General features: G+C 38.0%; 18 protein-coding genes. 17 read left to right on the top strand and 1 reads right to left on the bottom strand.

From position 1 onward, the window contains the following. The first annotated feature begins 434 nt into the window (after positions 1-434). The 17 genes from RT761_RS01825 (at position 435) to RT761_RS01745 (ending at position 23,362) form a co-directional block, all read left to right on the top strand. Positions 435-1,769 (top strand): NAD(P)-dependent malic enzyme, encoded by a 1,335-nt coding sequence (locus RT761_RS01825; protein ID WP_218112395.1) that lies wholly within the window; start codon positions 435-437, stop codon positions 1,767-1,769. Further along, the gene (locus RT761_RS01820; protein ID WP_218112394.1) at positions 1,766-2,611 is read left to right on the top strand and encodes a fumarate hydratase; all 846 of its coding nucleotides are present in this window, start codon (positions 1,766-1,768) and stop codon (positions 2,609-2,611) included. The genes RT761_RS01825 and RT761_RS01820 overlap by 4 nt, the downstream gene beginning before the upstream one ends. Positions 2,612-2,616: 5 nt before the next feature. Beyond that, positions 2,617-3,213: a fumarate hydratase C-terminal domain-containing protein gene (locus tag RT761_RS01815; protein WP_218112393.1), complete on the top strand. Its 597-nt coding sequence runs from the start codon at positions 2,617-2,619 to the stop codon at positions 3,211-3,213. 229 nt (positions 3,214-3,442) lie between these two features. Continuing rightward, entirely contained in the window at positions 3,443-5,587 is a 2,145-nt protein-coding gene (locus RT761_RS01810) for a type IA DNA topoisomerase (RefSeq protein ID WP_218112392.1), read from the top strand. 153 nt (positions 5,588-5,740) lie between these two features. Further along, positions 5,741-7,000 carry a UDP-N-acetylglucosamine 1-carboxyvinyltransferase gene (murA, locus tag RT761_RS01805; protein ID WP_218112391.1) on the top strand — a complete coding sequence of 420 codons (1,260 nt, stop codon included), beginning with the start codon at positions 5,741-5,743 and terminating at the stop codon, positions 6,998-7,000. A 17-nt stretch (positions 7,001-7,017) separates the two neighbouring features. Continuing rightward, complete coding sequence (gene mreB / locus RT761_RS01800) at positions 7,018-8,034, top strand: rod shape-determining protein (protein ID WP_218112390.1); 1,017 nt, start codon at positions 7,018-7,020, stop codon at positions 8,032-8,034. A gap of 3 nt (positions 8,035-8,037) precedes the next feature. Further along, a complete protein-coding gene (locus RT761_RS01795) occupies positions 8,038-9,651 on the top strand; it encodes a SpoIVB peptidase S55 domain-containing protein (protein ID WP_218112389.1) in 1,614 nt (537 codons plus the stop codon). A gap of 4 nt (positions 9,652-9,655) precedes the next feature. Continuing rightward, a complete protein-coding gene (locus tag RT761_RS01790) occupies positions 9,656-13,318 on the top strand; it encodes a translocation/assembly module TamB domain-containing protein (RefSeq protein WP_218112388.1) in 3,663 nt (1,220 codons plus the stop codon). Between the two features lie 356 nt (positions 13,319-13,674). Beyond that, entirely contained in the window at positions 13,675-15,357 is a 1,683-nt protein-coding gene (locus tag RT761_RS01785) for a BamA/OMP85 family outer membrane protein (protein WP_218112387.1), read from the top strand. Positions 15,358-15,436: 79 nt separating this feature from the next. Next, positions 15,437-15,946 (top strand): OmpH/Skp family outer membrane protein, encoded by a 510-nt coding sequence (locus RT761_RS01780; protein WP_218112386.1) that lies wholly within the window; start codon positions 15,437-15,439, stop codon positions 15,944-15,946. A 22-nt stretch (positions 15,947-15,968) separates the two neighbouring features. Then, complete coding sequence (gene lpxD / locus RT761_RS01775) at positions 15,969-16,976, top strand: UDP-3-O-(3-hydroxymyristoyl)glucosamine N-acyltransferase (protein WP_218112385.1); 1,008 nt, start codon at positions 15,969-15,971, stop codon at positions 16,974-16,976. Continuing rightward, a complete protein-coding gene (gene lpxC / locus RT761_RS01770; protein ID WP_218112384.1) occupies positions 16,931-17,818 on the top strand; it encodes a UDP-3-O-acyl-N-acetylglucosamine deacetylase in 888 nt (295 codons plus the stop codon). The genes lpxD and lpxC overlap by 46 nt, the downstream gene beginning before the upstream one ends. Further along, positions 17,811-18,611 carry an acyl-ACP--UDP-N-acetylglucosamine O-acyltransferase gene (gene lpxA, locus RT761_RS01765; RefSeq protein ID WP_218112383.1) on the top strand — a complete coding sequence of 267 codons (801 nt, stop codon included), beginning with the start codon at positions 17,811-17,813 and terminating at the stop codon, positions 18,609-18,611. Before lpxC ends, lpxA begins: the two co-directional genes overlap by 8 nt. After that, the gene (locus tag RT761_RS01760) at positions 18,601-19,413 is read left to right on the top strand and encodes an LpxI family protein (RefSeq protein WP_218112382.1); all 813 of its coding nucleotides are present in this window, start codon (positions 18,601-18,603) and stop codon (positions 19,411-19,413) included. Before lpxA ends, RT761_RS01760 begins: the two co-directional genes overlap by 11 nt. Then, positions 19,410-20,519 (top strand): lipid-A-disaccharide synthase, encoded by a 1,110-nt coding sequence (gene lpxB / locus RT761_RS01755; RefSeq protein ID WP_218112381.1) that lies wholly within the window; start codon positions 19,410-19,412, stop codon positions 20,517-20,519. The genes RT761_RS01760 and lpxB overlap by 4 nt, the downstream gene beginning before the upstream one ends. Then, positions 20,503-21,663: a glycosyltransferase family protein gene (locus RT761_RS01750; protein ID WP_218112380.1), complete on the top strand. Its 1,161-nt coding sequence runs from the start codon at positions 20,503-20,505 to the stop codon at positions 21,661-21,663. The genes lpxB and RT761_RS01750 overlap by 17 nt, the downstream gene beginning before the upstream one ends. Further along, the gene (locus RT761_RS01745; protein WP_218112379.1) at positions 21,638-23,362 is read left to right on the top strand and encodes an ABC transporter ATP-binding protein; all 1,725 of its coding nucleotides are present in this window, start codon (positions 21,638-21,640) and stop codon (positions 23,360-23,362) included. Before RT761_RS01750 ends, RT761_RS01745 begins: the two co-directional genes overlap by 26 nt. On the opposite strand, the gene RT761_RS01740 is transcribed toward RT761_RS01745, so the two are convergent. Then, positions 23,338-23,904, bottom strand: coding sequence for a DUF4416 family protein (locus RT761_RS01740; protein WP_218112378.1), 567 nt, complete (start codon positions 23,902-23,904; stop codon positions 23,338-23,340). The two genes, RT761_RS01745 and RT761_RS01740, sit on opposite strands and share 25 nt — an antisense overlap. Positions 23,905-24,007 lie beyond the last annotated feature (103 nt).

Genomic DNA, 24,007 nt, shown 5'->3' with positions numbered 1-24,007 from the left:
TGCGAATGTTTTGACCACTGCCTATTATTATGGTAGTAAAATTTCCCAATAGAGTTGTATGAATATGAGGGAAAATCGTTAAGTGAATAAATGAATGAATGGTGCAAAATGCTTATAGCGTCTCTAGACGATGAAGGAAATATCTATCTAAAATCGTCATTGCAGGATACCCAACCGTTTTTTGGTTGAACGACGTGGCAATATCATTCCTAAAAACATTGAGTCGTGAGAAGTGATACGTGAGTCGAAAAAAAATTAAGAATTGATGTATTTTGGTAGCGAGAAACTCAAGAAAAAAGCCTCGGCCTTTAACCAAAGGAAGAAAAAATTAAAAGGATGAGATCCTCACGGCTTCGAAAAACGAAGCCTCAGGATGACGCCTATTTTGCTCATTGCTGTTTTTCAAGAATAGACTTTAAATAAGGAGACCTCAAATGCAAAAGAAAACCGAGATGGAATTGAATCAACCATTAATAGAAGCGATGAAGCTTCATGAGTTTTATCATGGGAAGATAGAAATGAATTTAAAATGTCCGGTAAGGTCCTACCATGATTTTGCCATATGGTATACTCCAGGAGTTGCCGAAGTGTGCAAAGCAATAGTAGGTGATCCTAAGCTCTCCTATGAATACACCAATCGATGGAACACTGTGGCGGTGGTTTCGAATGGAACAAGAGTTTTAGGCTTGGGAAATATTGGTCCAGAAGCTGCAATGCCGGTTATGGAAGGAAAATCACTTTTATTTCGTTATTTAGGAGGAGTTGATTCTTGGCCGCTCTGCTTGAAGACTCAAAACACCGAAGAATTAATACAAATTGTCCAATCTCTTGAACCGAGTTTTGGAGGGATTAATCTAGAAGACATATCGCAACCGGAGTGTTTTACTGTTTTAGAGACTTTACAAAAAAGTATGAAAATACCGGTTTGGCATGATGATCAACAGGGAACTGCCTTAGTGACGGTTGCGGGGGTATTGGGAGCAGTTGAAGTTGTACAAAAACCCTTGGATAAAATTCGAGTTGCATTGGTAGGGGCAGGTGCATCAAATATCCGAATTGCTCATTTGCTTATAAAAGCTGGAGTTCTTGCCGAAAACATTGTCCTCTGCGATCGAAGTGGGACGCTTCATCGAGAAAGAAAGGATTTGGAAGAAAATCATCCCTGGAAATGGGAGCTGTGCCAAATGACCAATGGTGATAACTTAAAAGGTGGAAAAGCTGAAGCAATCGCCAATCGTGACTTGCTTATAGCCTTGTCGACACCGGGTCCTGGTGTAATCAAACCAGAATGGATTCAAACCATGGAAAAAGATGCCATTGTATTTGCTTGTGCCAATCCGAATCCGGAAATATGGCCTTGGGAAGCGAAGGAAGCTGGAGCTAAAATTGTTGCGACTGGACGATCGGATTTCCCGAATCAAGTGAATAATTCATTGGGATTCCCGGGATTATTTCGAGGTATTCTTTCGGTTCAATCAGCATGCATTAATGACGATATGTGCATAGCAGCTTCCAAGGCTATTTATCGATTTGCGCAGAAAAGAGGACTCCATCCAGATTATATAATTCCCAGTATGGAAGAATGGCAGTTGTTCATTGAAGAGGCTTTAGCAGTTGCCCAGGTTGCTGTTGAACAAAATCATGCACAGAAAAAGAAAGATTTTAATGAACTTCGGAAAGAAGTTGAGAAAATTATCCAGAGAGCCCAGGATATGGTGAAAGATTTAGTAAAATTAGATTATATTCCTCTTCCTCAGGAGAAGCAATGATGAAATATATTTCGCACGAAGAGCTGATATCGCCTTTGGAAAGCGCTTTGATAGAGATGAATATAAAGAGTCCAGAGAAACTACAAAATTGCATGATGGGAGCACTAACTCAGGAAAAAAGCGATCCCGCTCGTGAAATGTTTTCCGAAATATTAGAAAACTATGTAATTGCCCAAGAAGAGTGCCTTCCTCTTTGCCAGGATACTGGTATGGTTATGGCAGAAGTATCAATTGGTATTGAAGTTGTGTTGACAGGGGGAACCTTTCAAGAGGCTTTGAATGAAGCAATCCGTCGAGCCTATCAAAAAAGCTATTTCCGAAAGTCAATTTTATCTGACCCCTTAATCGGGAAGAACACAGGAGATAATACGCCTGGAATTGTATTTATTCAACAAACTTCTGGCAACGAGTTTCGTGTTAATCTTCTGATTAAAGGTGGTGGGTGCGATAATATTAGTGCCTTAAAAATGATGACTCCAGGAATTGCCTCGGATGAAATAAAAAAATTTGTCTTGCAAGAGCTGGATAAAAACGCCAGTCGAGCCTGTCCACCACTTATTGTTGGTATTGGGATTGGAGGAAATGCCGCTTACGCTATGTATCTTGCTTCCCGTGCCCTTGGGCGACCCTTGGGAACGCCCAATCGATGTAAAGAATACCATCAATGGGAAGAACAATGGAAAAATGAAATTAACCAACTCGGCATAGGTCCTCAAGGAGTAGGAGGGAAGATGACTTGTTTAGAGGTTCGTATTGAGAGCCATCCATCTCATATAGCCAGCCTTCCGGTTGGGATGGTTTGCTCCTGTCATGTTTTTCGTCAAAAGATGTTATCTTGGTGATCGAAATGAAAAATGTCAATGAATATATCTTGAAAACACCTTTGAGCATAGATGATGTTTTAATCTTACATAGCGGCGATAAGGTGTTGTTGAATGGAGAAATATATTGTGCTCGTGATGCGACACATCGTCGTATGATTGCTGATATCAAGTCGGGATCAGAGCTCCCTTTTTCTTTAATGAATTCCACTTTTTATTATGCTGGTCCAAGCCCGACGCCACCAGGAAAAGTTGTGGGTTCGGTTGGGCCAACAACGTCAAGCCGTATGGATCAATTTTTGGAATATTTCCTTCAAAGAGGTTTGAGGTCAACTATTGGTAAAGGTGAACGAAGCTCAGGAATAAAAAAACTTCTGGAAAAATACAATTCAGTCTATTTTATTACTTGCGGTGGAGCAGCGGCCTATTTATCCAGCTTTGTTGTTCGCTCCGATTTGTTGGGATACGAAGACTTAGGAGCTCAAGCTTTAATTCGGCTTTGGGTTCGGGATTTACCACTGTTAGTTGCCTATGATAGTTATGGGGGAGATCTTTTTGAATCGGGAAAAATTCACCATCGTAGAGTCAACCTTATAGATTGGGGATCAGAGCTATCTCTTTAAAGAGCCCAGCTATCTTACTGTTTTTGATCAGTGAATGATTTGACGGATATACACCAGTCCAATATAATACCTACCCAGAGTTTGCTGAAAAAAGGAATTTTAATATTTTTAAAAATGGATTCCATTTTTTTAAGAATGACACAGATTTCCAGCGCTCGATTGTGTTAAAAGATGAGAGGATCGGAATCTTTGTTAAATATATTTTTTTATATAGGAATCGAGGTAAAGTATGGGTAAAACTCTAATTATTACTGAAAAACCGAGTGTCGCAAAAGATATAGCAAAAGTTTTAGGGAAATTTACCAATCGAAAAGAGTACTTAGAAAGCGAGAAATTTTATATTACCTGGGCAATAGGCCATCTTATTACTTTAGCTGAACCTGAAGATTATGAAAAAAGATTTAAGGTATGGAGATTAAACCTTCTTCCCATTCTTCCTGATAAATTTCTTTTAAAGCCTATTAAGAAAAACGAGAAAAGAATCAAAATAATCAAAGATCTCATTGAATCAGACGATGTTGAAGAAATTATAAATGGATGTGATGCGGGAAGGGAAGGAGAGCTCATTTTTAGATATATTTATGAATTTACCGGATCTCAAAAACCGTTTAAGAGACTTTGGCTTTCATCAATGACTGCTCCTGCTATTCGTCAATCATTTAACAATCTCCTACCAGGAGAGAGACTGGAATTACTTGCAGAAGCAGCCAAATGTCGATCGGAAAGCGATTGGTTGATGGGAATAAATGGAACCCGGGTATTTACTGCTCGTTTTAAAATTCTGTTGTCGGTTGGAAGAGTTCAGACACCAACCTTAGCGATTTTAGTCTTACGTGAAAAAGAAATTCAAAACTTCAAACCAACTCCCTATTGGGAAATTTTTGCTGAATTTTCTTCACCTCAAGGGGCTTATCTAGGAAAATGGATTGATGGTGAAGACCGAGTTTACGATCAACAGCAAGCTTTACAAATTGAGCAAAAAGTTCAAGGGAAAAATGGTAAAGTGATAGAGTATTCTGATAAAAAAACCAAAGAACAGCATCCCCTTCTTTATGACCTTACTGAACTACAGCGTGATGCCAATAAAATATTTGGTTTTTCTGCCAAAAGAACTCTTAATTCAGCCCAAAAACTCTATGAAGCTCGCAAACTGATTACTTATCCACGAACCGATTCCCGATATCTTTCTAATGATTTGGTCGACCAGGTGACAACGGGATGGAATATGCTTCGAAAATGCGGTTTTGATGAATTGACCCAAGACCCTTTTGACTCAAAAAAGGCATTAAAAGATAGAAGAGTTTTTGATAATAGCCGGGTATCTGATCATCATGCCATCATACCGACCGGAGAAAAAATTGATTGGGATACTCTGGGACGAGATGATCAAAAAATTATGGATCTTATTTGCAAGCGATTTCTTTCGGTTTTTTATCCCGAAGCAATATGGGCTCAGAGACGAATTAAAACTCAGGTGGAAAATGAGAATTTTATTAGTAAATCGAAAGTGTTGGTTGAGCCAGGGTGGAGAAAAGTTTACGGTAAAGAAGCCGGATCCGAAGAGTCGGAATATCTTCCAGAAGCCGAAGTTGGAACAGCGGTGAAAACCGAAAAAGTTTGGGTTGAAGAAAAAGAAACCAAAGCACCACCACGGTATACCGAAGCATCTCTTCTTTCTGCAATGGAGGGAGCAGGAAAATTTGTTGAAGACGAAGAGTTGCAGGATATTATGAAAGAGTCGGGGTTGGGTACCCCTGCTACCCGAGCTGCAATAATAGAGCGATTAATCGAGGTTGGATATTTAGAAAGGGAAGGGAAAACTTTAATTCCTTCTCCAAAGGGGATTGAACTTATTAATTTAGTTGAAAGTATTCCAGTTATTGAGTTGGCTTCCCCTCAATTAACTGGCCAGTGGGAAAAGAAACTCATTTTAATAGAAAAGGGACAATTTTCTCGAAAAGAATTTATAAATGAAATCAAAAAATTGACCGAGGAGATTGTAGCCAAGGTTAAAGAAAAACCAGATAATGGTGAAAGGGCCAAAATGAACAGCAATGTTGGTTCTTGTCCAATATGTGGTTCGCCAGTTCAGGAAAACCGAAGCGCTTTTGCCTGTATTCAATGGAAAGAAGGGTGTCCTTTTACTTTATGGAAAAAAATTTTGGGGAAAACCATTACCCGTAGCCAGGCTCAAAAACTCATTACTCAAGGAAGAACAGATGTTATTTCAGGTTTTAAATCCAAGAAGGGGAAATTTTTTAAAGCACGGTTGATTCTCCAGGAAGGTGGGAAAATTGGATTTGAATTTAACTCACCAACCCAAAAAAAGAAGAATGATTCGGTTTCAACGCTTGAGGAAAAAAGCTCAAAATGAGAAGGTAAAAAGAGATTATAATTAATAAAAAATGTGATTGAGAATAAGATATAATATTACAAGTATCTGATTATAAACAACTAAAAAAAGGAGCATTCAAGGGGCGCATTTTTCTAAAATGAAAATGCGTCTGGATTGAAAAGGAGAATAGGCGTGGAAAAGTTTGTAATCAACGGTGGAAATCCTTTAGCAGGTTTAGTAGAAATTGGCGGTTCTAAAAATGCAGCACTTCCTATTCTTGCCGCAACACTTTTAAGTGAGACACCCTCCATTATTAGGAATATTCCTGATTTATTAGATGTAAATACCATGATTTTGGTTCTTCAAGGGTTAGGAGTCAAAATCGAGAAGTTGGCTGAAGGGACCTTTCAAATTTTTCCTGACTCTCTCATAAAATCAGATGCTCCTTACGAATTAATACGAAAAATGAGAGCTTCTTTTTTGGTCACCGGACCGCTTATCACAAGATTAAAAAGAGCTCAAGTCCCGCTTCCCGGTGGATGCGCAATTGGTTCAAGGCCTATAGATCTTCATATAAAAGGATTTCTTCATTTGGGTGTTCAAGTATCAATGCATTCGGGATATGTTGAAGCTTGGACGGATCAGTTACACCCCGGTGAAATTTACTTAGATTTTCCGAGTGTAGGTGCAACTGAAAATATAATGATGTTGGCTTCGGTTATTCCAGGGGATACGGTGATAGCGAATGCAGCCAGAGAACCGGAAGTGACTGATCTGGCAAACTTTCTTATGGCAATGGGTGCGAAAATCGAAGGAGTTGGAACCGATACTATTGTTATATACGGAACTCCTAAATTATATGGTTGTGATTATTCAATCATCAACGACCGAATTGAAGCTGGCACATTTTGTGTCGCAGCTGCAATTACTGGTGGAGATGTGGAAATCAAGGGAGTTAATCACATTGCCATGCGTTCTATTATTACCAAATTGGAAGAAATTGGTGCCAAAATTTCCAAGGTATCTGAAGATAGTCTATTCATATCTATGAAAGAAAGACCTCGTGCAACCGATATTAAAACTATGCCTTATCCTGGTTTTCCCACCGATATGCAAGCTCAATTTATGACCCTTCTCTGTTTGGCTGATGGGGTTAGTGTAATCACCGAAACAGTTTTTGAGAATCGATTTGCCCATGTGGGAGAACTGGAAAGAATGGGAGTGAATATAAAAGTTGAGGGGAGAAGTGCAGTGGTAGTTGGTGTGGAAAAACTTACTGGAACTCAGGTTACTGCTTCGGATTTGCGAGCAGGAGCTGCGTTGGTTTTGGCAGGCTTAGCAGCAGAGGGAACGACTGATGTTTATGGTATTTCTCATGTTGATCGAGGCTATGCAAATTTAGAAAAGAAACTTCATAAACTTGGTGCCTCAATAAAGAGGGTTTACGAATAAACAGGAGGATTTTCTCTATGTGGAATAAGCGATTGGGAGTTGATTTAGGGACGGCAACCACTCTTATTTATGTTAATGGAAAAGGAATCGTGATGAATGAGCCCTCGGTAGTGGCGCTGGCTAAAGGGACAAATAAGATCTTAGCTATCGGTAAAGAAGCCAGGGAAATGATTGGGAAAACCCCTGAATACATTGTAGCCCATCGGCCTCTCAAAGGTGGTGTTATCGATAATTATGAGATAACCCGTAAGATGTTGACCCATTTTATACAATCGACATGCGGGAGGAGTATTTTTAAACCTGATATTGTAATATGTGTCCCTTCGGGTGGAACAGAAGTGGAGAAAAGAGCGGTTTTAGATGCTGCTTATCATGCTGGTGCAAGAAAAGCCTTTCTCATTGAAGAACCAATGGCAGCTGCTTTAGGTGCTGGCTTAGATATCGCAGAAGCCTCGGGAAATATGGTTATCGATGTTGGTGGAGGAACCACTGATATTGCGGTTCTTTCATTAGGTGGTGTCGTTATCAGTCAATCAGTCCGGGTAGGAGGAGACAAATTAGATGAAGCAATTATTCGACACCTTCGGAAAAAATTTAACCTTATGATTGGCGAACGTACTGCCGAGATTCTTAAGATTGAAATTGGATGGGCAGTGCCACCGCGAGAAGAAAAGGCAGCTGATGTAAAAGGACGAGATTTGGTGTCAGGTCTTCCTAAAATGATCACCATTACTGCTTCCGAGGTTTATAAATGTCTTTCAGAGCCACTCTCATCAATTGTAGATGCCGCCCGTATTATTTTAGAGCACACTCCTCCTGAATTAGCAGCTGATATTGGAGAAAAAGGAATATGTTTAACTGGTGGAGGAGCTCTGCTTCATGGAATGGATGAGATGATTGGGAAAGCACTTTTAACTCCAACCTATGTAGCTGAAGAACCGATTTCCTGTGTGGCTTTAGGAGCAGGAAAAGTGCTTGATAATTTAAAATCACTTCGCGAGGGGTTCTTATATACAAAAAGGAGGAATAGTTAGTTCTTGAAAGCGCAACAGTTAGGATGGATATTCCTCATATTTTGTTTTACCCTTTTAATAATAGGTTTTCCAAATTGTAGTTATGCTGAGAATGTTCCCTTTTTCCCGATTCAATCAATTCGGCGTAATATGGAAGGGATAGGGAAGAGTGTTTTTTATGGAACCAGGATTGAGAATTTTTCTGTTGAAGTATTGGATGTTGTCATAGGGAAGGACATCAATCAAAGTTATATTGTGGTTAAAGTGACTGATGAAAAAATAAAAAAAATGGGCGGGATTTCGGCTGGAATGAGCGGAAGTCCTATTTTTTTTAGCGGAAAATTAGCCGGAGCCTTAGCTTATAGTTGGGAAACCAAAGATAACTTGATCGGAGTGGTAACTCCAATTGAAGCCATGCTTAAGCTCTGGGAGAATATACCGGAGTCTTCAACGGTTTTACAGGTTGCCCCCAGTTCGGTCATTTTTACAATTGGACTGAGTGAAAGAGCTGGGAAAAGACTTGAAGAAAAAACCAGTTTTTTTTCTCGGAAAATTGTTTCTTTGCCTGCTACCTTATATAGCCAACGTTCGAACATACAATCAGTTGAAATTCAACCAGGAAGCGCTATTGGTGTTCAATTAATACATGGTGATGTTGACGTGGTCAGTTTGGGCACGGTAACCTGGCGAGATGATAACAAAATTTTAGCCTTTGGACATCCCTTCCTCCATCAAGGAAAGGTGAATTATTTTTTGTCTTCGATGTATGTCAATTTTAGCTTAGAAGGCAAAGATTTTCCTTTTAAAGTGGGCACACCCATTCAACCAATAGGGATTGTTGATGAGGACCGAAGTGCGGGGATAGCTGGTCGATTAGGAGTGATTCCCAAAGCGATAAAAGCCGATATTGAAATCGGCAACGAAACAGGTATTTTGTCTCAAAATAACTTTGAGATCATTCAGGACGAAAATGTTGTGGTAGAGTTTTTTCCAGAGATTATTTTAAATTCTATCGACCAAGCGCTGGACAGCCAAAGACCGGGAAGCGTTAAAGTGAATTTATCGATTGATGGAAATGAATTTTACTTTCAAGATGAATTTTTCTGGGTAAGTAAAATAGATATTTCCAGTTATACCTCGAATAATCTGGGAAAAATTCTTGAAGATATTTTTAAAAATCCTTTTCAACCGATAAAAGCTGAAAAAATAAGTATTAAAATAATATTTATTCCAGACATTAGAGAAGCAACCTTTAGAAATCTCTTTTTACCAGTTGATGTAAAAAGAGGAAATGATTTAAAAGGAAGAATTGATTTAAACCTCTATCGTCAGGATATCAGAAGTCTTGATTTTGGGTTGTTTGTTCCAAGGGATTTTGTTCCAGGTGAAGCCGAGGTGGTGGTTCGAGGCATGAGTTGGAGTGATGAAAACATTCAATCGTCCTCTCCGCAAGCTGATCTTGATAATTATATTAATGAAAAAGTAAAACAATTGAAATCGAATGGTCTCATCATTGAAATGAGAAGCAAAAGTGAAACCTATTCCAGCGATACTCAGAAAAACTTTTTTTCTGAAGTCGTTTCGCTTCCTTTTGTTTTAGAAGGTTCTTTTACGGGCAGCGTTGTGGTTTTGGAGTAAAATCTTGAAAAGGTTCATAGTCGCCATAACGATATTGGTCTTTTTTTTAGTTGGAATTTTCTTTTTTGGGTTTCAACGTTTAGCAAGCATTACCCTTGATCGCTTGTTAAATTCCTTCAATACCGGACCGATTCAGCTGAGTTACCAACAGGTGAGTTTTTCCTTTCCTCTGAATATCAAAATTCTTGAAGTCTCTTTACAAAATAATGATTTTTCCTTTCACGCTCCCCAAGTTAATCTTTCTTTAAATTGGGGTCTTTTTTTTGGTAAAGAAAAGAGCATTGCCGCAACTATTCCTAAAGCTGTAATCTCATCTCATTCAAACAATTTTATTCAAAGTATTAAGGATTTTCAGTTTCATGTTGTGCCGGATTTCGAAATTGATATTAAAAGTCTGAGTGTTCCTAGCGATACATACACCTTAGACGCTTTTCCTTTGTTCCTCCAAAAGAAAGATAAAAAAATATCCTTTCGCATCAATCACCCTGAATTGTCTATGAACGGTGATATTATTTCAGAAAAAGAAATTCAGGCTGAATATAAAGTTTTCAATAAGAATTATCCTCTCCAAGGTCAACTGATTTTTTCTTTAAATGATGATACTTTAAAAGGGACCATTGAAAGCGAAATGGATTTCTCTTTTTCTGCTTTATTCATTCAAAAAGAAGATGGAGTTGAGCTCCAAGATTTTAGTATTCAGAATATTACTGATGAGAAAAATAGTATCAAATTTTTTGGGAATAGCCGATTGTTCTTAAAAGATCAACCTAAAATCCAAATAAACGGACAAATAAAAAGTGGAATAATTGAAAATGCTTATGATTTAAATCTTGACCTTCAACTCGAAGACGCTTCTGAAATAGTTGGGAGTCTCAATTTAAAAACAGGCGAACCTAAAATTGATATTATTTCAAGTATAGTTTTTTTGCCCGAAAGCTCAAGTTTTTCCCTTCAACTTCTTCCAGGATCAATCATTGATGAAAATCCGATTCAAGGAGAAATTAAAGGGAAATATTCCAATCAGCAGATAAATGTCAAATTTGTTTCCCAACCAATGGAGATTCAATATGACGAGATAACTGGAAAAGGCATAATCAATGGGAATGCAACTTTTTCTTCAGGATCTTTCAAGGCAGAAGGGCAATTGAATAGCGAATGGATCCAATATCAGAAATATCGAATTGAAAATATCCAAATGCAATTTCAGTATGATTTAGAGAAAATCCTATTTCAAGCAGTTGGATATTTATTCGATGGAAAGGTAACTCTAGACGGTACCTATTTTAAAAAGCAATTACAAGCTACCGGCTCTTTCGAAAAGAGTAAAATAGACCAATTTATTGGTGGAGACGATCTCCCATTAACTGGTAGTATATCTGGTAAATTTGAGGTTCAAAAGGCAAACAGTGATCCTTTGGCTTTTTCCTTAACCGTAACCAACGGAACACTTTTTTGGAATAATACTTTTATTGGGGACCAATTAACGGCTCACCTGAATTACTTGGGAGAAAAGATGATCATAACCGATTTGTTACTTCGAAACCATGAAGGAGTGATTGAAGGGGAGATCGAAGGGGAGACCGAGAAAGAAATTAAGAATATAAAGGGTAATCTTCGTTTTAAGGATTACGCTATTTCGTTTCCTATTGCTGAAAGCACTTTTAAAATGATTGGGAAAGGAGTTGGATCATTTCTGTATTCTGAAGGACGTTGGGAAATAGCTGCTGATTTTGTTGCACCAACCTGGAGTTATGATGAGTGGTCCGGAACTGATTTTAAATTTCAAGGTGAAATATCACCGGAAACAATACTTATTGAAAAATGCGAGACTCAACTATTGGGTGGTGATTTGTCATTGGTGGGCGAAATAATGCCCTATAAAGAAATAAATTTAAATGGGACAATTCGTCATCTCGAATTTCCCGATAATGACTATGATTTTCAAGGTAAAATTCAAGAAATACTGCTGGCTGCTCAGGGGTCCTGGGATGATGTGCTTTTTGGGATCACTGCTCGTGGAGAGGGCTTAACCTATCAAGGACAGCCATTGGGGACCACTTTTCAAATTGTAATTGAAGGTGAAAGTGCACTTCCTAAGAAAAATGAAAAAATCGGCTTCGAAAGGTATTTAAATCCTGAAATTCTTAAAAAAGGAAATATTCAAATTCAAGGTATTCATTTTGAACAGGATATCGACGATGTTTATAAGGTGATAGGTCAAGGAGATCTTGAAGCACAGTTGGATGTTTCAAATAAAATTTGGATCTTAGAGAGCCAGAATCTTAATCTTCAGGTTGAAGACTTTTTAAGTTTTTCTGGTTCGGTTCTGGGAAGTTTTAAAAATGATCAAATTGACATTCAACAACTACATTTGAAAGAGAATGCACGAAATATTGATCTTCTTGGTTCTGGAACTTACAATGTCAAGGACAAAACCATACAAGGACAGTTTACCGGCCAATATGATACCAACCTCCCTCTCCCTGATTATGGACTTGATGTGTATTTGGCCGGAAATGCCGAATTGAACCTATCAGGTACCACGGATAAGCCGGAATATAATGGTTGGATTCAAGTAAACCAAGGAAAGGTTGTGCAACAGGAAAAAGAATTAATTCAATTAGAAGATGTGTTTTCTACGATAAATGGTAAAGAATTAACTATATCCAGAGGTCATGGCCAATGGTTCGGTTTTGATTTTCATACCGAAGGAACGATAGCAGAGGCGGGAGTCAACTTAAATTTTGACATTAGCGGAGAAAATGGCTTATTAGGTCAGTTTGATTATTTCCAAGGTGCTTGGCAAGGGAAAATTACGCTTCAAGGTGAATTTTCTGACCTCCGAGCCGAAGGGGAGATACAAGTGAATGATGGTTTTATTGATACAACGCATTTAGATAAAAACCAGAGTTCATCAACAATTTTCCAAAATTTAGACGATTCGTTCCTAAATATTCCAATTAAATTGAAACTTGTTTTAAAAACTGATGATAATTTTCGAGTAAAGACTCGTTTTATAGATTTAAAACTTAAAGGTGGATTAACTCTTGAAAATTTACAAGATTCTATGGAAATTAAAGGTCGTTTAGATGTGACCGAAGGAAGTTATGACTTGGTTGTGAGAACGATTCCGATTCAAGGATATGTCCTATTTGGAGATTATTTTGGCTTTATTCCTCAACTTCATTTGGAAGGACGTTTCGAGGTAAATCGATATGATATTATTCTGAAAGCTGATGGACCTTTAGATGATTATGAAGTGAAATTCCAATCTGAACCACCTCTTATTCAGGAAGAAATACTTTCTCTCTTGTTCGTTGGCGATAAAGATGCCTACCAATCTTTAGATACTTTGGACTTAGAGCCTCACCTGCTAAGCGCTTTGCGTTTTTTGTTAGGAGTGAAAGGGACAGGTTTAAAAAATGTTCTTTTTTTTGACAGTGTTGAGTTGGTTGCGCCGAATCAAGAGAATGAAGGGTTCTTTGGTATTGAATTAACAAAAGAGCTTGGAGAAATTGCTTCAATAAGTTATACTCATGACTTAAGTGGGGGAGATAATTCTACTTGGAATTTTGAACTCGATCTCAGCCGGGAATGGTCTTTCAAATCCGAATTTGGTACCGATGGCGATTATGGTTGGGAATTGGAATTCACTACTCGATTTTAATCTACTAAATTCTGAAAAAAAGGGATTTTAAATGGTAGAATATTGGTAGTTGATCATGACTCAGTTTTAAGAGGCTGATAACCAGAATTTCCCTTTTTCAGTTTTTGGAGGAAAATTAATAGGCTACCTGTTCAATAAAATTTTTCTGAAAAAATATAAAAGGTGAATTGCCAAGGGATAAATTATAAATTAGAGTATAAGGGACTACTCCCGTTTTTAAATTAAACCGAAGAGTCCTTTTAATAATAGAAATAATTGGGAATGAAGGAACTAAATATTAAACTGAGAGTTGATTGCATGAAACATCTTGTCAACTGGGTTCAAATTGAAAATAGAAATGGAGGGAATGGGATTCTATGCGATATCGTCATTTAGAGATATTTTTGATCGGTTTTATTCTCATCTTTTTTCTTTTAGCTCCAATAAGTCAAATGTCATGGGCACAAAATGGTCCTCCCATAGTCGCCATACGTGTTGAGGGTAATACTAATATCAATAGCCAGCTTATTTTATCGGCAGTTTCAATATCCCTCAAAGAATCATTCAATCAAGAAAAAATTAAAAATGATATTAAATCGATATTTGATCTTGGTTATTTTACCAAGGTTTGGGTTGATACCAAGCAATATCCAGATGGAATCGAACTGATATTTAAAGTTGAAGAAAATCAAATTTTAAGGGAGATTGAGATCCAGGGGAACACCCAAATGACCATTGAGGAAATCCGATCGGCAATGATTTTAGTGCCTGGTCAGGTCATGAATTGGAAGATATTCCAAAACGATTTAGACCGAATAAAAGCCTTGTATAGCAATAATGGTTATATGATCACTGCAGTAGATGGTACAGATTTTTCTACGGATGGCATTTTGAAATTCACCCTTCATGAAGGGATTATTGAACAAATTAAAATTGAAGGAACCGAGAAGACCAAAGATTATGTTATTATTCGTGAATTATCTTTCGAAACCCCAACCAAGTTTGACTTTTCTGAAATCAAAAAAAGCATGAGGGCGGTTTACAACTTAGGTTTTTTTGATGATATTAGTATGAAAATTGAACCCGGTAGCGATTCGAACCAAGTCATTATTGTTATAAAAGTGATTGAAAAATTAACCGGTGAAGCGGGTTTGGGAGTTGGATATAACACCGAAGATGGCTGGTTGGGTTTTGTTCGCTACCAAGAAAGTAATTTTGGTGGAAATGCCCAGAAACTGGAACTTCGGTATGAATTTGGATCAAGGACTTTATATCGGCTCTATTTTGAAGAACCTTGGCTTTTTGATACGCCAACTTACTTTTCTCTCTCAGTTTATGATCAAATACGTGAGAGAAAAAATCGGGAAGAAGGAGAAATTATTGGTCGTTATGAAGAAGAAAGAGTTGGTGGCCAAGTTTCTTTTGGAAGGAGATTTTCTGATTATTGGAGATGGAGACTAAGCTACAAGACTGAAAATATAAAGATCACTGCTTTGGAAGGAGAAGTTCCTAACCGAGGAGGCATTACCAATTCTCTTACCCCAATGATCATTTATGATACTCGAGATGATGTTTTTAATCCTCATAATGGATGGTATGGAATTGCTCAAGCAGAAATTGCCGGTCGATTTTTAGGCGGAGATAATAATTATAATAAATACATTTTGGATTTGAGAAATTATATCGATACTGGCCAGGATACGGTTCTCGCCCTTCGTTTGATGGGAGGGATAGCCGATACGACCTTACCTGAATATGAAAAGTTCACGGTTGGTGGAGTAAATACCCTACGAGGGTATGACCTTGCCGAATTTGAAGGCGAACAGATGCTGGTTTTTAATGCTGAATACCGTTGGGATGTCGCTGACAATACACAATTGGTCGTCTTTGGTGATGCTGGTTATGCCTGGGCTTTGGATGAACCAATCCGACTTGATGACATTAAATTTGGTTATGGGGTTGGTCTGCGATTCGATACACCCCTTGGACCAATACGCTTAGATTATGGTTTAGGGGAAGAAGGAGGACAAACTTACTTTAGTATTGGTCAAACTTTTTAAAAGAAATTCAATTAGCTAAAAAAGCATCGTGAAGGGATTATAGCCCTTTTGAGAGAAAGAAAGGAGAAGTGTCTTTATTATGAAAAAGCAGGTACTATGCATTGGATTACTGGTGGTTATGTCGCTTCTTGTGGTGGGAAATTTTTCGTGGGCGGCAACAACCTCCCAAAATATAGGTCTCATTGATGTTGAGAAATTATTTAATGCTCATCCCAATACCCAGAAAATTATTGATTTGGAAAGACAATTTGTTGAAGAAAAGCAGAAAAGACAACAAGACCTTAACGAGAAAGGGAAAGGGAAGACCAGGGAAGAGGTTCGTGAATTAGAAGATCAAATGAATATTGAATGGGCTCCGGTTGGAGAAGAAATGCTAAAACAAAGGCAAGAGCTGATTAATCAGAGATATAGTGATGTGATTGACTCAATAAAAGCAGTTGCCGAATCGATGAAGCTCTCTTTAGTTATTCGGACTCAAATTCGAGTTCCAGTCAGTCAGAATGAAGCGGTTGACATGCCGGTTGTTCTATATGGTGGGACTGATATCACTGATAAAGTTATTGAAAAATTGAAGACTTTGAACAATTGACCTGAGAATGAAGTGAAATTCTTTGAAAATTAAAGAAATTATGTCTTACATCGGTGGTCACCTGGTTGGTGACCCCGAATTTGAAGTTTTTGGTATCGGTACTATAGACAATATAACTTCGGGGAATTTGGTGTTTTTATTTCATCAACAAAAAATATCCGGCTCGATTTCTTCTATCCCCGAGGTTATTGTTTGTAAAGAAGGAATGGATATTCGTGCCAAAAATCTTATTTTCGTTGAAAATCCCCGTTTAGCTTTTATTAAACTACTTCCAAAATTTTATTCTCAAGATTATCCCGAACCAGGTATCCACCCAACAGCTTTTATACATCCTCAGGCAAAGATTGGAGAAAGGGTGTCAATTGGTTCAGGAGCTTGTATTGAAACCGATGTCGTTATTGCTGATGATACCATTATCTTTCCTCAGGTTTACATAGGAAAGGGATCACGGATTGGAAAGAGTTGTTTAATATATCCGCAGACAGTTGTTCGAGAAAATTGTATTCTTGGTGATCGAGTCATTCTTCAAAGTGGAGTCATCATTGGTGGAGATGGCTTCGGTTATGAAAAATATGGAGATGTTTATTTAAAAGTTCCCCATGTAGGTAAAGTTATTTTGGAAGACGATGTCGAAATTGGAGCAAATTCAACTGTTGACCGGGCGACCTTGGGAGAAACCAGGATCGGAACAGGTACCAAGATTGATAATTTGGTTATGATTGCCCACAATGTTAAAATCGGTAAGAACTGTATAATTGTTGCCCAATCTGGGATAGCAGGAAGTAGTAGTCTGGGTGATGATGTCATCATGGCAGGTCAATGTGGTGTTGTTGATCATGGAAAAATTGGGAACCGTGTCCGTTTAGCCGCACGATCTGGAGTAGTCAATTCGATACCTGATGATCAAATGGTTTCAGGCTTTCCCGCTCAGGACCATAAAACTGAAATGAAAGAGAAGGTGCTATTACGGAAATTACCGGATTTATGGCAAAGAATCAAGAATTTGGAGAAAAAAGTGTTCAAATCTTAATTTCTGCAAAGAAGCAAAAAACTATCTCTGGTTCTTTTTCAATTATTGGGAAAGGTTTACATTCAGGCAGAGATACCCGAGTTGAGGTTCATCCCGCAGAAGTAGACCAGGGCATTGTATTCCAGGTTTTTCAGAATCAAAAAGACGGAATAATCCCTGCCAATTATAATCAGCTTCATTCTGGTAATCGAAATTCAACACTAACTAAAGATGGTATTTCTCTTTCAACGATAGAGCATTTTTTAGCTGCATCATGGGGTGCAGATGTGGATAATCTTTTGGTTAAAGTTGAGGGCGAAGAACTCCCGGCTGGAGAAGGAAGTTGCTCTTTTTGGGTAAAGAATTTTAATCGAGTGGGTATAAAAGAGCAAAAACACAATCGAGCTTACTATCAAATACAAGAGGTACTTGAAGTAGGAAATCATGGACGGTATCTGTTTGCTTTGCCAAGTGATGTTTTTAAAATAACTTATTTATTAGATTATTTTTTTGGGTCAGCCTTTGCTTTATGTATGACTTTTTCTGAAAATGAAGGAAAATTTTGCCAAATTGCTAAAGCGCGAACCTTTGCTTTCCAAGATGAGGTTCAACATATAATCCAAACTGGTCTCGGGAAAGGAGTCAGAGAATCAGCCTTGATTCTTGATGAAAAGGGACAATCGGATAAAAAGTTTAGCGTTGAAGGAGAACCGGCCTATCATAAAATTATTGATCTCATTGGCGATCTCATGTTGATTGGCCGTAGAATTATCGGTCATTTTATCGGAATACGTTCTGGACACAGCTTGAATCATCAAATGGTCAAACTGATAGCAAAGAAGGCGAGGTTATTGGATGAATAGAGATGCAAGAGCGATTATTGAAGAAGGAGCGATTATTGCTGAAGATGTTAAGGTTGGACCTTATTCAATCATTGGGAAGGACGTAACCATTGGTGAGGGGACATCGATTGGGAGTGGAGTTATTTTGGAAGGAAAGGTGCATATTGGATCGAAGTGTATTATAGGACATCATGTTGTAATCGGCACACCTCCCCAAGACCTCTCCTATCAAAGCGAGGAAACTGAGGTATGGATAGGGGATGAAACGGTTATTCGTGAATTTTCTACAATACATCGAGCGACGGGAAAGGGGAATGAAACCCGAATCGGAAGAAAGTGCTATATTATGTCATATTGTCACATAGCCCACAATTGCCGATTAGGAAATGAGGTAACCATGGCAAACAACGCTTCGTTAGCCGGGTACGTAGAAGTGAACGATATGGCGACTTTAAGCGGATTTGTGGGAGTTCACCAGTTTGTAAGAATTGGTAAGCTTTCTATGTTGGGCGGTTTATCGAAAATTGTCATGGATGTCCCCCCATTTACTCTTGCTGACGGACACCCAGCTCGTCTTTTTGGCCTTAATGTTGTTGGATTGAGAAGACACGGGTACTCAAAAGCGGAAAGAGATCAGATAAAAAAGATCTATTCAATAATATTTGAAAGACATGGAAATCTACCAGAACTTCTCGAAGCCATCCAAAGGGATTTTACCGGCGAATATGTTGCAGAAATAATAAACTTTTTTTCTCAAGGTCGACGAGGAATCACCCGATTTATTCAAGAGAAACGGCTGAACGATGTTTATTAAAAAGCTTTTGTTAGTAGCCGGGGAGGGATCGATTCCAGCAATAGTTTATCAAAATGCTCGGGAAAAGAATATCGATGTCAATTGGGTTGGGTTTCGATTTCTCAACTATAATCAGTCGGAAGTACCCCATCATCTCATGGATGAATTTTCCATAAATACTCTCCTCCAATTTATGAGAACCTATCAAACCAACTATTTATGCTTGTCGGGTAAAATTCCTCGATCTTGTTTATTTCAGGAAAATTTGATTCATAACGATCTGAAGCAATTCATTAATCAACTCTCAAGTTTTCGTGATGATCAAGTTTTAAATGCGATTTTTCAAGAGTTAAAGCAACAAGGCATACAATTCATTTCCCCCGTTGAATTTCTGAGAGGACATTTAACCCCGTTAGGGAATTTAACCCGTCGAGTTCCGAATGAAAATGAATGGGAGGATATCCATTACGGTTTAGAAATTGCGAAATATTTAGCCGATAATGAAATAGGGCAAACTTTAGTTATAAAAAGAAAGGCAATATTGGCAGTTGAGGCTGCTGAAGGGACGAATGAAGCCATTAAAAGGGGAGCTTTGATTGGGAAAGGAAACGTTGTTGTGATTAAGGTGGCGAGGACCCAGCAAAATTTTTTAATCGATGTTCCAACGATAGGAGCTCAAACCATTCAGACTTTGGGTTACCATGGTGGAGGAATAATTGCTATCGAACACGAAAAGACTCTTCTTATCCAGCGAGACGAAGTTGTGGAAACAGCTAATGAACTCGAAGTTGGTGTGGTAGGCGTATCAATAGCAAACCCATGAAACCGAAAAAATCTATTTTTATTTCAACCGGAGAGATATCAGGCGACTTTTACGCTGGTGAAATTATTAAACGCCTCAAGGAAAGATGTGATTTGGAGGTGTTTGCGCTTGGAGGAGAGAGTGTTGTTCAAGCTGGTGCCAACTTAATTTATGACACGACTGCTATTGCTACTTTTGGTTTTTTAGAGCTACTTACAACCTTACGTCAGTGGAAAGCGGTCTGGGATAAGACAGCAAAAATTCTCAAGGGCATTTCTCCATCAGTGGTTATTCTTATAGATAACCCGGGTTTTAACCTTAGAATTATTCGCTTATGTCACCAAATTGGCATTCCAGTCATTTATTTTATACCTCCACAAGTATGGGTTTGGAATCAACGGAGAGCAACTCTACTTTCTCAATATGCAGATTGGATTTTTACTATTTTTCCTTGGGAGGATAATTATTTTAAGGGCGGTCAAGCTCAAGTAAAATGGGTTGGCCATCCAGTCGCATTAAAAATTCCTCTTTTTGATTCTATTGATTCAAATAAGACCAACAAGAAAATAGTTTTTCTGCCAGGGAGTCGGAAAAAGGAAATTAATGAATATCTAAAAATATTAAAAAAAGCCTTGGTTGGTTTTATCAATCGGCATCCCGATTACGATTTTTTTCTGGTATTAGCCAGTGAACATTACAAAAATATGGTTGAAAAGCAATTATCGGGATTACCAATAAACCTAAAGACTAGAGAGGACTTATACCAGGTTTTGCAAGGAAGTTCACTCAGCGTAAGTTGTTCTGGTACAATAACCTTGGAAGTCGCCATGATGGGAATACCACAGATTATTGTCTATCGATTGTCAAATTTGACCTATTTTTTAGCACGGTTATTTTTAAAAAAGAGGTTTATTGGTTTACCAAATATCCTCCTGAATAGGGAAGTTTGTCCCGAGTTGATTCAGAAGGATTTTAATAGTGAAAATCTATCTCAAGCTATGGAAAGACTCATTAATGATAGTCCAGGAGACAGTTCTACGCAAAAAAATGCTCAAGAAATCAGGAAGATTTTAACTCACGGGGATACCTACTCTCAAGTTGTTGAGGTGATTGAAAATTATCTTTGATAATCGACCGGTGGTCATGATAACGGTAAATGGTCCTGGAGAGCTTTATTATTGGGCTTTGACCTTAATGAATTCGATCATTGCCAGTAAGTTGCCAATCCAAATATGGATATTTTTAACACCCTGTCAATTTAGTACAGGTTATGAACAAAAGGTCATTCAAGAAAACCATTCCATTGCCAAAGTATTTTTACCGTCAGAGACCAAACAGATTTGTTGGGGGAAAAAACCTTTACCCTTTCCACGACAGGGTTTAATCCTTTTTTTGGGCGGAGATATTTATAACGCTGTCCTTCTTAAGAAGAGGAGTGGATATCCTCTATGGGTTTATGGGAGCCATTTACGCTGGCCAAAGTATGTAGATCTATATTTAGCTCGTTTTCTTCGCGATTATGAACAGTATCAATTTCCTCAAAAGAAATTTGTTGGTGATTTGCTTTATTCTTATGTTATACAGAAAAAATACCCAACCGAGCAGGAAAACCGTTTTTTTTGTCATGGTGAGCCTCGAATATTGTTTCTTCCAGGGAGTCGGTTATTTGCTTACGATTATCTCATTCCTTTTTATAAAAAAATTGCCCGTTTATTACTTCCAATTTTTCCCAAATCCTCATCAGTAGTTGGTTTTCCTGAACATTATTCGACAAAAGATGTGCCAGCCGATGATTGGGGAGAATTGGAAATGCCATTTTATTTTGGTGTAACCTCTCACTTAATGAACCAAGCTGATGTTGCTATTGCCATTCCTGGGTCTTCTAATTTGGAATTATTTTATCGGAAGAAGAAAGCTTTGATCATTTTACCTTTGGAAGCGAATAGTCAAAACATACCATTGACTGGAATCCCAGAATTTATTGGAAAAATACCTGGAATAGGTCCTATCATTAAAAAAAAGATAATTTATTCAATGAATAGTCAAAAAAAGTGGGTATCCTTGCCAAACATTTTAATGAACAGAGAAATTTTTCCTGAATTGCGGGGGAAGGTTTGTCCTGAAGATGTGGTAAGGAAAATAGAAAATATGATTCATGATTCAGATTTCGATTATGAAATACCAGAAGACGAGTTTCCAACAACAGCCGATTCAGTTTTAACTCAATTAATCCAGGAGAATTTTTATGATAAAAGGGAAAAGTCTCTTTAGGCTACTCAACTACCTCAAACCTTACGGTGGGTTGGTGGCTGGAGCGCTCATTATGGGAATCTTAGGAGCAGGTATAAGCCTCATTTTTCCCTGGCTGGTAAAGATTATTATTGATCGAGTTCTTATTCAAAAGGACCTGTTATTATTATTATTCATAACTTTTGGAATTGTTTTTATATTTTTTATTAAAGGACTCACTTCTTATATTCAGAATCTTTGGGTTTCCAAAGCTGGTTTTCGTGTTATTACCAAGCTCCGTTCTGAATTATATCAACACATTTATTCTCTATCGGCATCGTTTTTTCAAGAAAACCCAACCGGGGACATTATTTCCCGTATGACCAATGATGTAACGAATATACAAAACCTATTTTCTCATACTTTTATGAATATTTTTATGGACCTTCTCATTCTGATTGGTTCAATTGGAGTATGTTTTTACATTAACTGGAAACTCACCACTCTTTCCATTGTGGTTTTTCCCTTGGTAGGATTGAGCATAGATTATTTGGGAAAAAAAATACGAGGTGCCTCACATCTTTTACAGTCGAAAACTGCAGTCTTAACCCAACTCATTGAAAGAACGGTTTCGGGTATTAAAATAATTCAATCTTATGTCAGCGGCCATTATGAGGTAGAAAAATTCGAAAAAGAGAATGAACTGAATTTTTATTTGGCAATGAAACAAGCCAAGGCTAAAGCCCTTTTAACTCCTTTGGTTGAATTGGTTTCATCGGTTGGTTTAACTATAATGATCTGGTTTGGAGGACGAGAAGTCGTATTTGGAAAACTTACCCCGGGAGGATTGGTGGCTTTTTTGGGGTATATTGCGACAGCAGCAGCTCCTCTTTCTCATATTTCCAATGGTATTCAAAGCTTGCAGCAAAGTTTAGCATCAGCTGAAAGAATATTTGAAATTCTTGATACTGCTCCCCGAATTCAGGACCTTCCCGAATCGGTACCTATTCATAGTGTTAATCAGGAGATCAATTTAAAAGATATCTATTTTTCTTATGGAGGAGAAGTGATATTAAAAAATTTTTCTCTCCAAATTCCCAAGGGAGAAAAGATTGGAATTGTTGGCCCTAGCGGCGCGGGGAAAACCACCCTCCTTAATCTTCTTCTTCGATTTTATGACCCCGATCAAGGAAGAATTGAAGTTGATGGTGTTGATATTCGAAAAATTAAAATGTCGTCCCTTCGTCAACAAATAGGTGTGGTTCTTCAAGATTCATTGGTTCTCGGTGGAACAGTTCGAGAAAATATTCTCTATGGAAACTTGAATGCCTCAATGGATGAAGTAATTGATGCAGCTCAACGGGCGCACGCCCATGAGTTTATTGTCCGTTTGGAAAACAGCTACGATACTGACCTGGGTGATTTGGGGAAGAGACTTTCGGGTGGACAAAAACAACGAATTGCCATTGCTCGGGCTCTCTTAAAAAATCCACCTATCCTGGTTTTAGATGAAGCGACTTCCAGCCTTGATCCAGAATCTGAAGATTATATTTTGGATACTATTCACAACCACATCGGAAAGGATAAAATCGTTATTCTGATTGCTCATTCTTTAAGAATGGTTAAAGATTTAGATCGAATCGTTTTGATCAAAGACGGAGAGATTCAGGATATAGGAGCCCATCAAGAGCTGCTTAAAAATAGTTCTTATTATTATCAAATATTTGGGAGGGATCTTTGAACTGACTCATTGATAGAAGCTCGAGATAGATCTTCTCTGTAGAGTTTCCGAATTTGGATGAGAGAAGGTCGGTATTCTTTGCTGGCATAATCGGGATAGGTGTATTCGAAAGGTCGAAAATCTCCTTTTTCCCATCGGATGGTTGCTTCAGCATAGATTCCCTTTCCTATATATACACGATGAGAAAAGTTTTTGGTGGTAGCCAGGATGATTTTACCCCCGTCAAAATAACCAGGGTCGAGATTAATCCTTCTGGCTACATGGGTATCTCCGGTTTGGGACTCAAGCTGATTGGTTAATACTTTATGACTGGCTAAATCCTCTGGATCAATAAGTTTTTGAAAGACCAGAAAAATCCTTTTTAGTTTCTCACCAATTTTTTGATAGTAATTGGTGTGGGTAAAATCGATAATTGGGCTTTTCCACTGGATTGGACCAAATTCTTTTTCTAACTGAGGAATTATTGACTCAAGAACTGAAATGTTTTCAAAAAGGACAGCAATAAAAAATTTGACTGGATTTGGTTTTTTGATAGTTCCCATATGGTGATTCCTTTCGCTTTTGCCTAATCATAACATAAACCGAAATAAAACTTTATTGTTGATTCACTTTCATCCAGACCTTCTCTTCTCAAGGGAAAAGAAA

Origin of the sequence: Atribacter laminatus (assembly GCF_015775515.1) — a bacterium.
Lineage (GTDB): Bacteria > Atribacterota > Atribacteria > Atribacterales > Atribacteraceae > Atribacter > Atribacter laminatus.
This window is presented reverse-complemented; position numbering and strand designations above follow the sequence as displayed.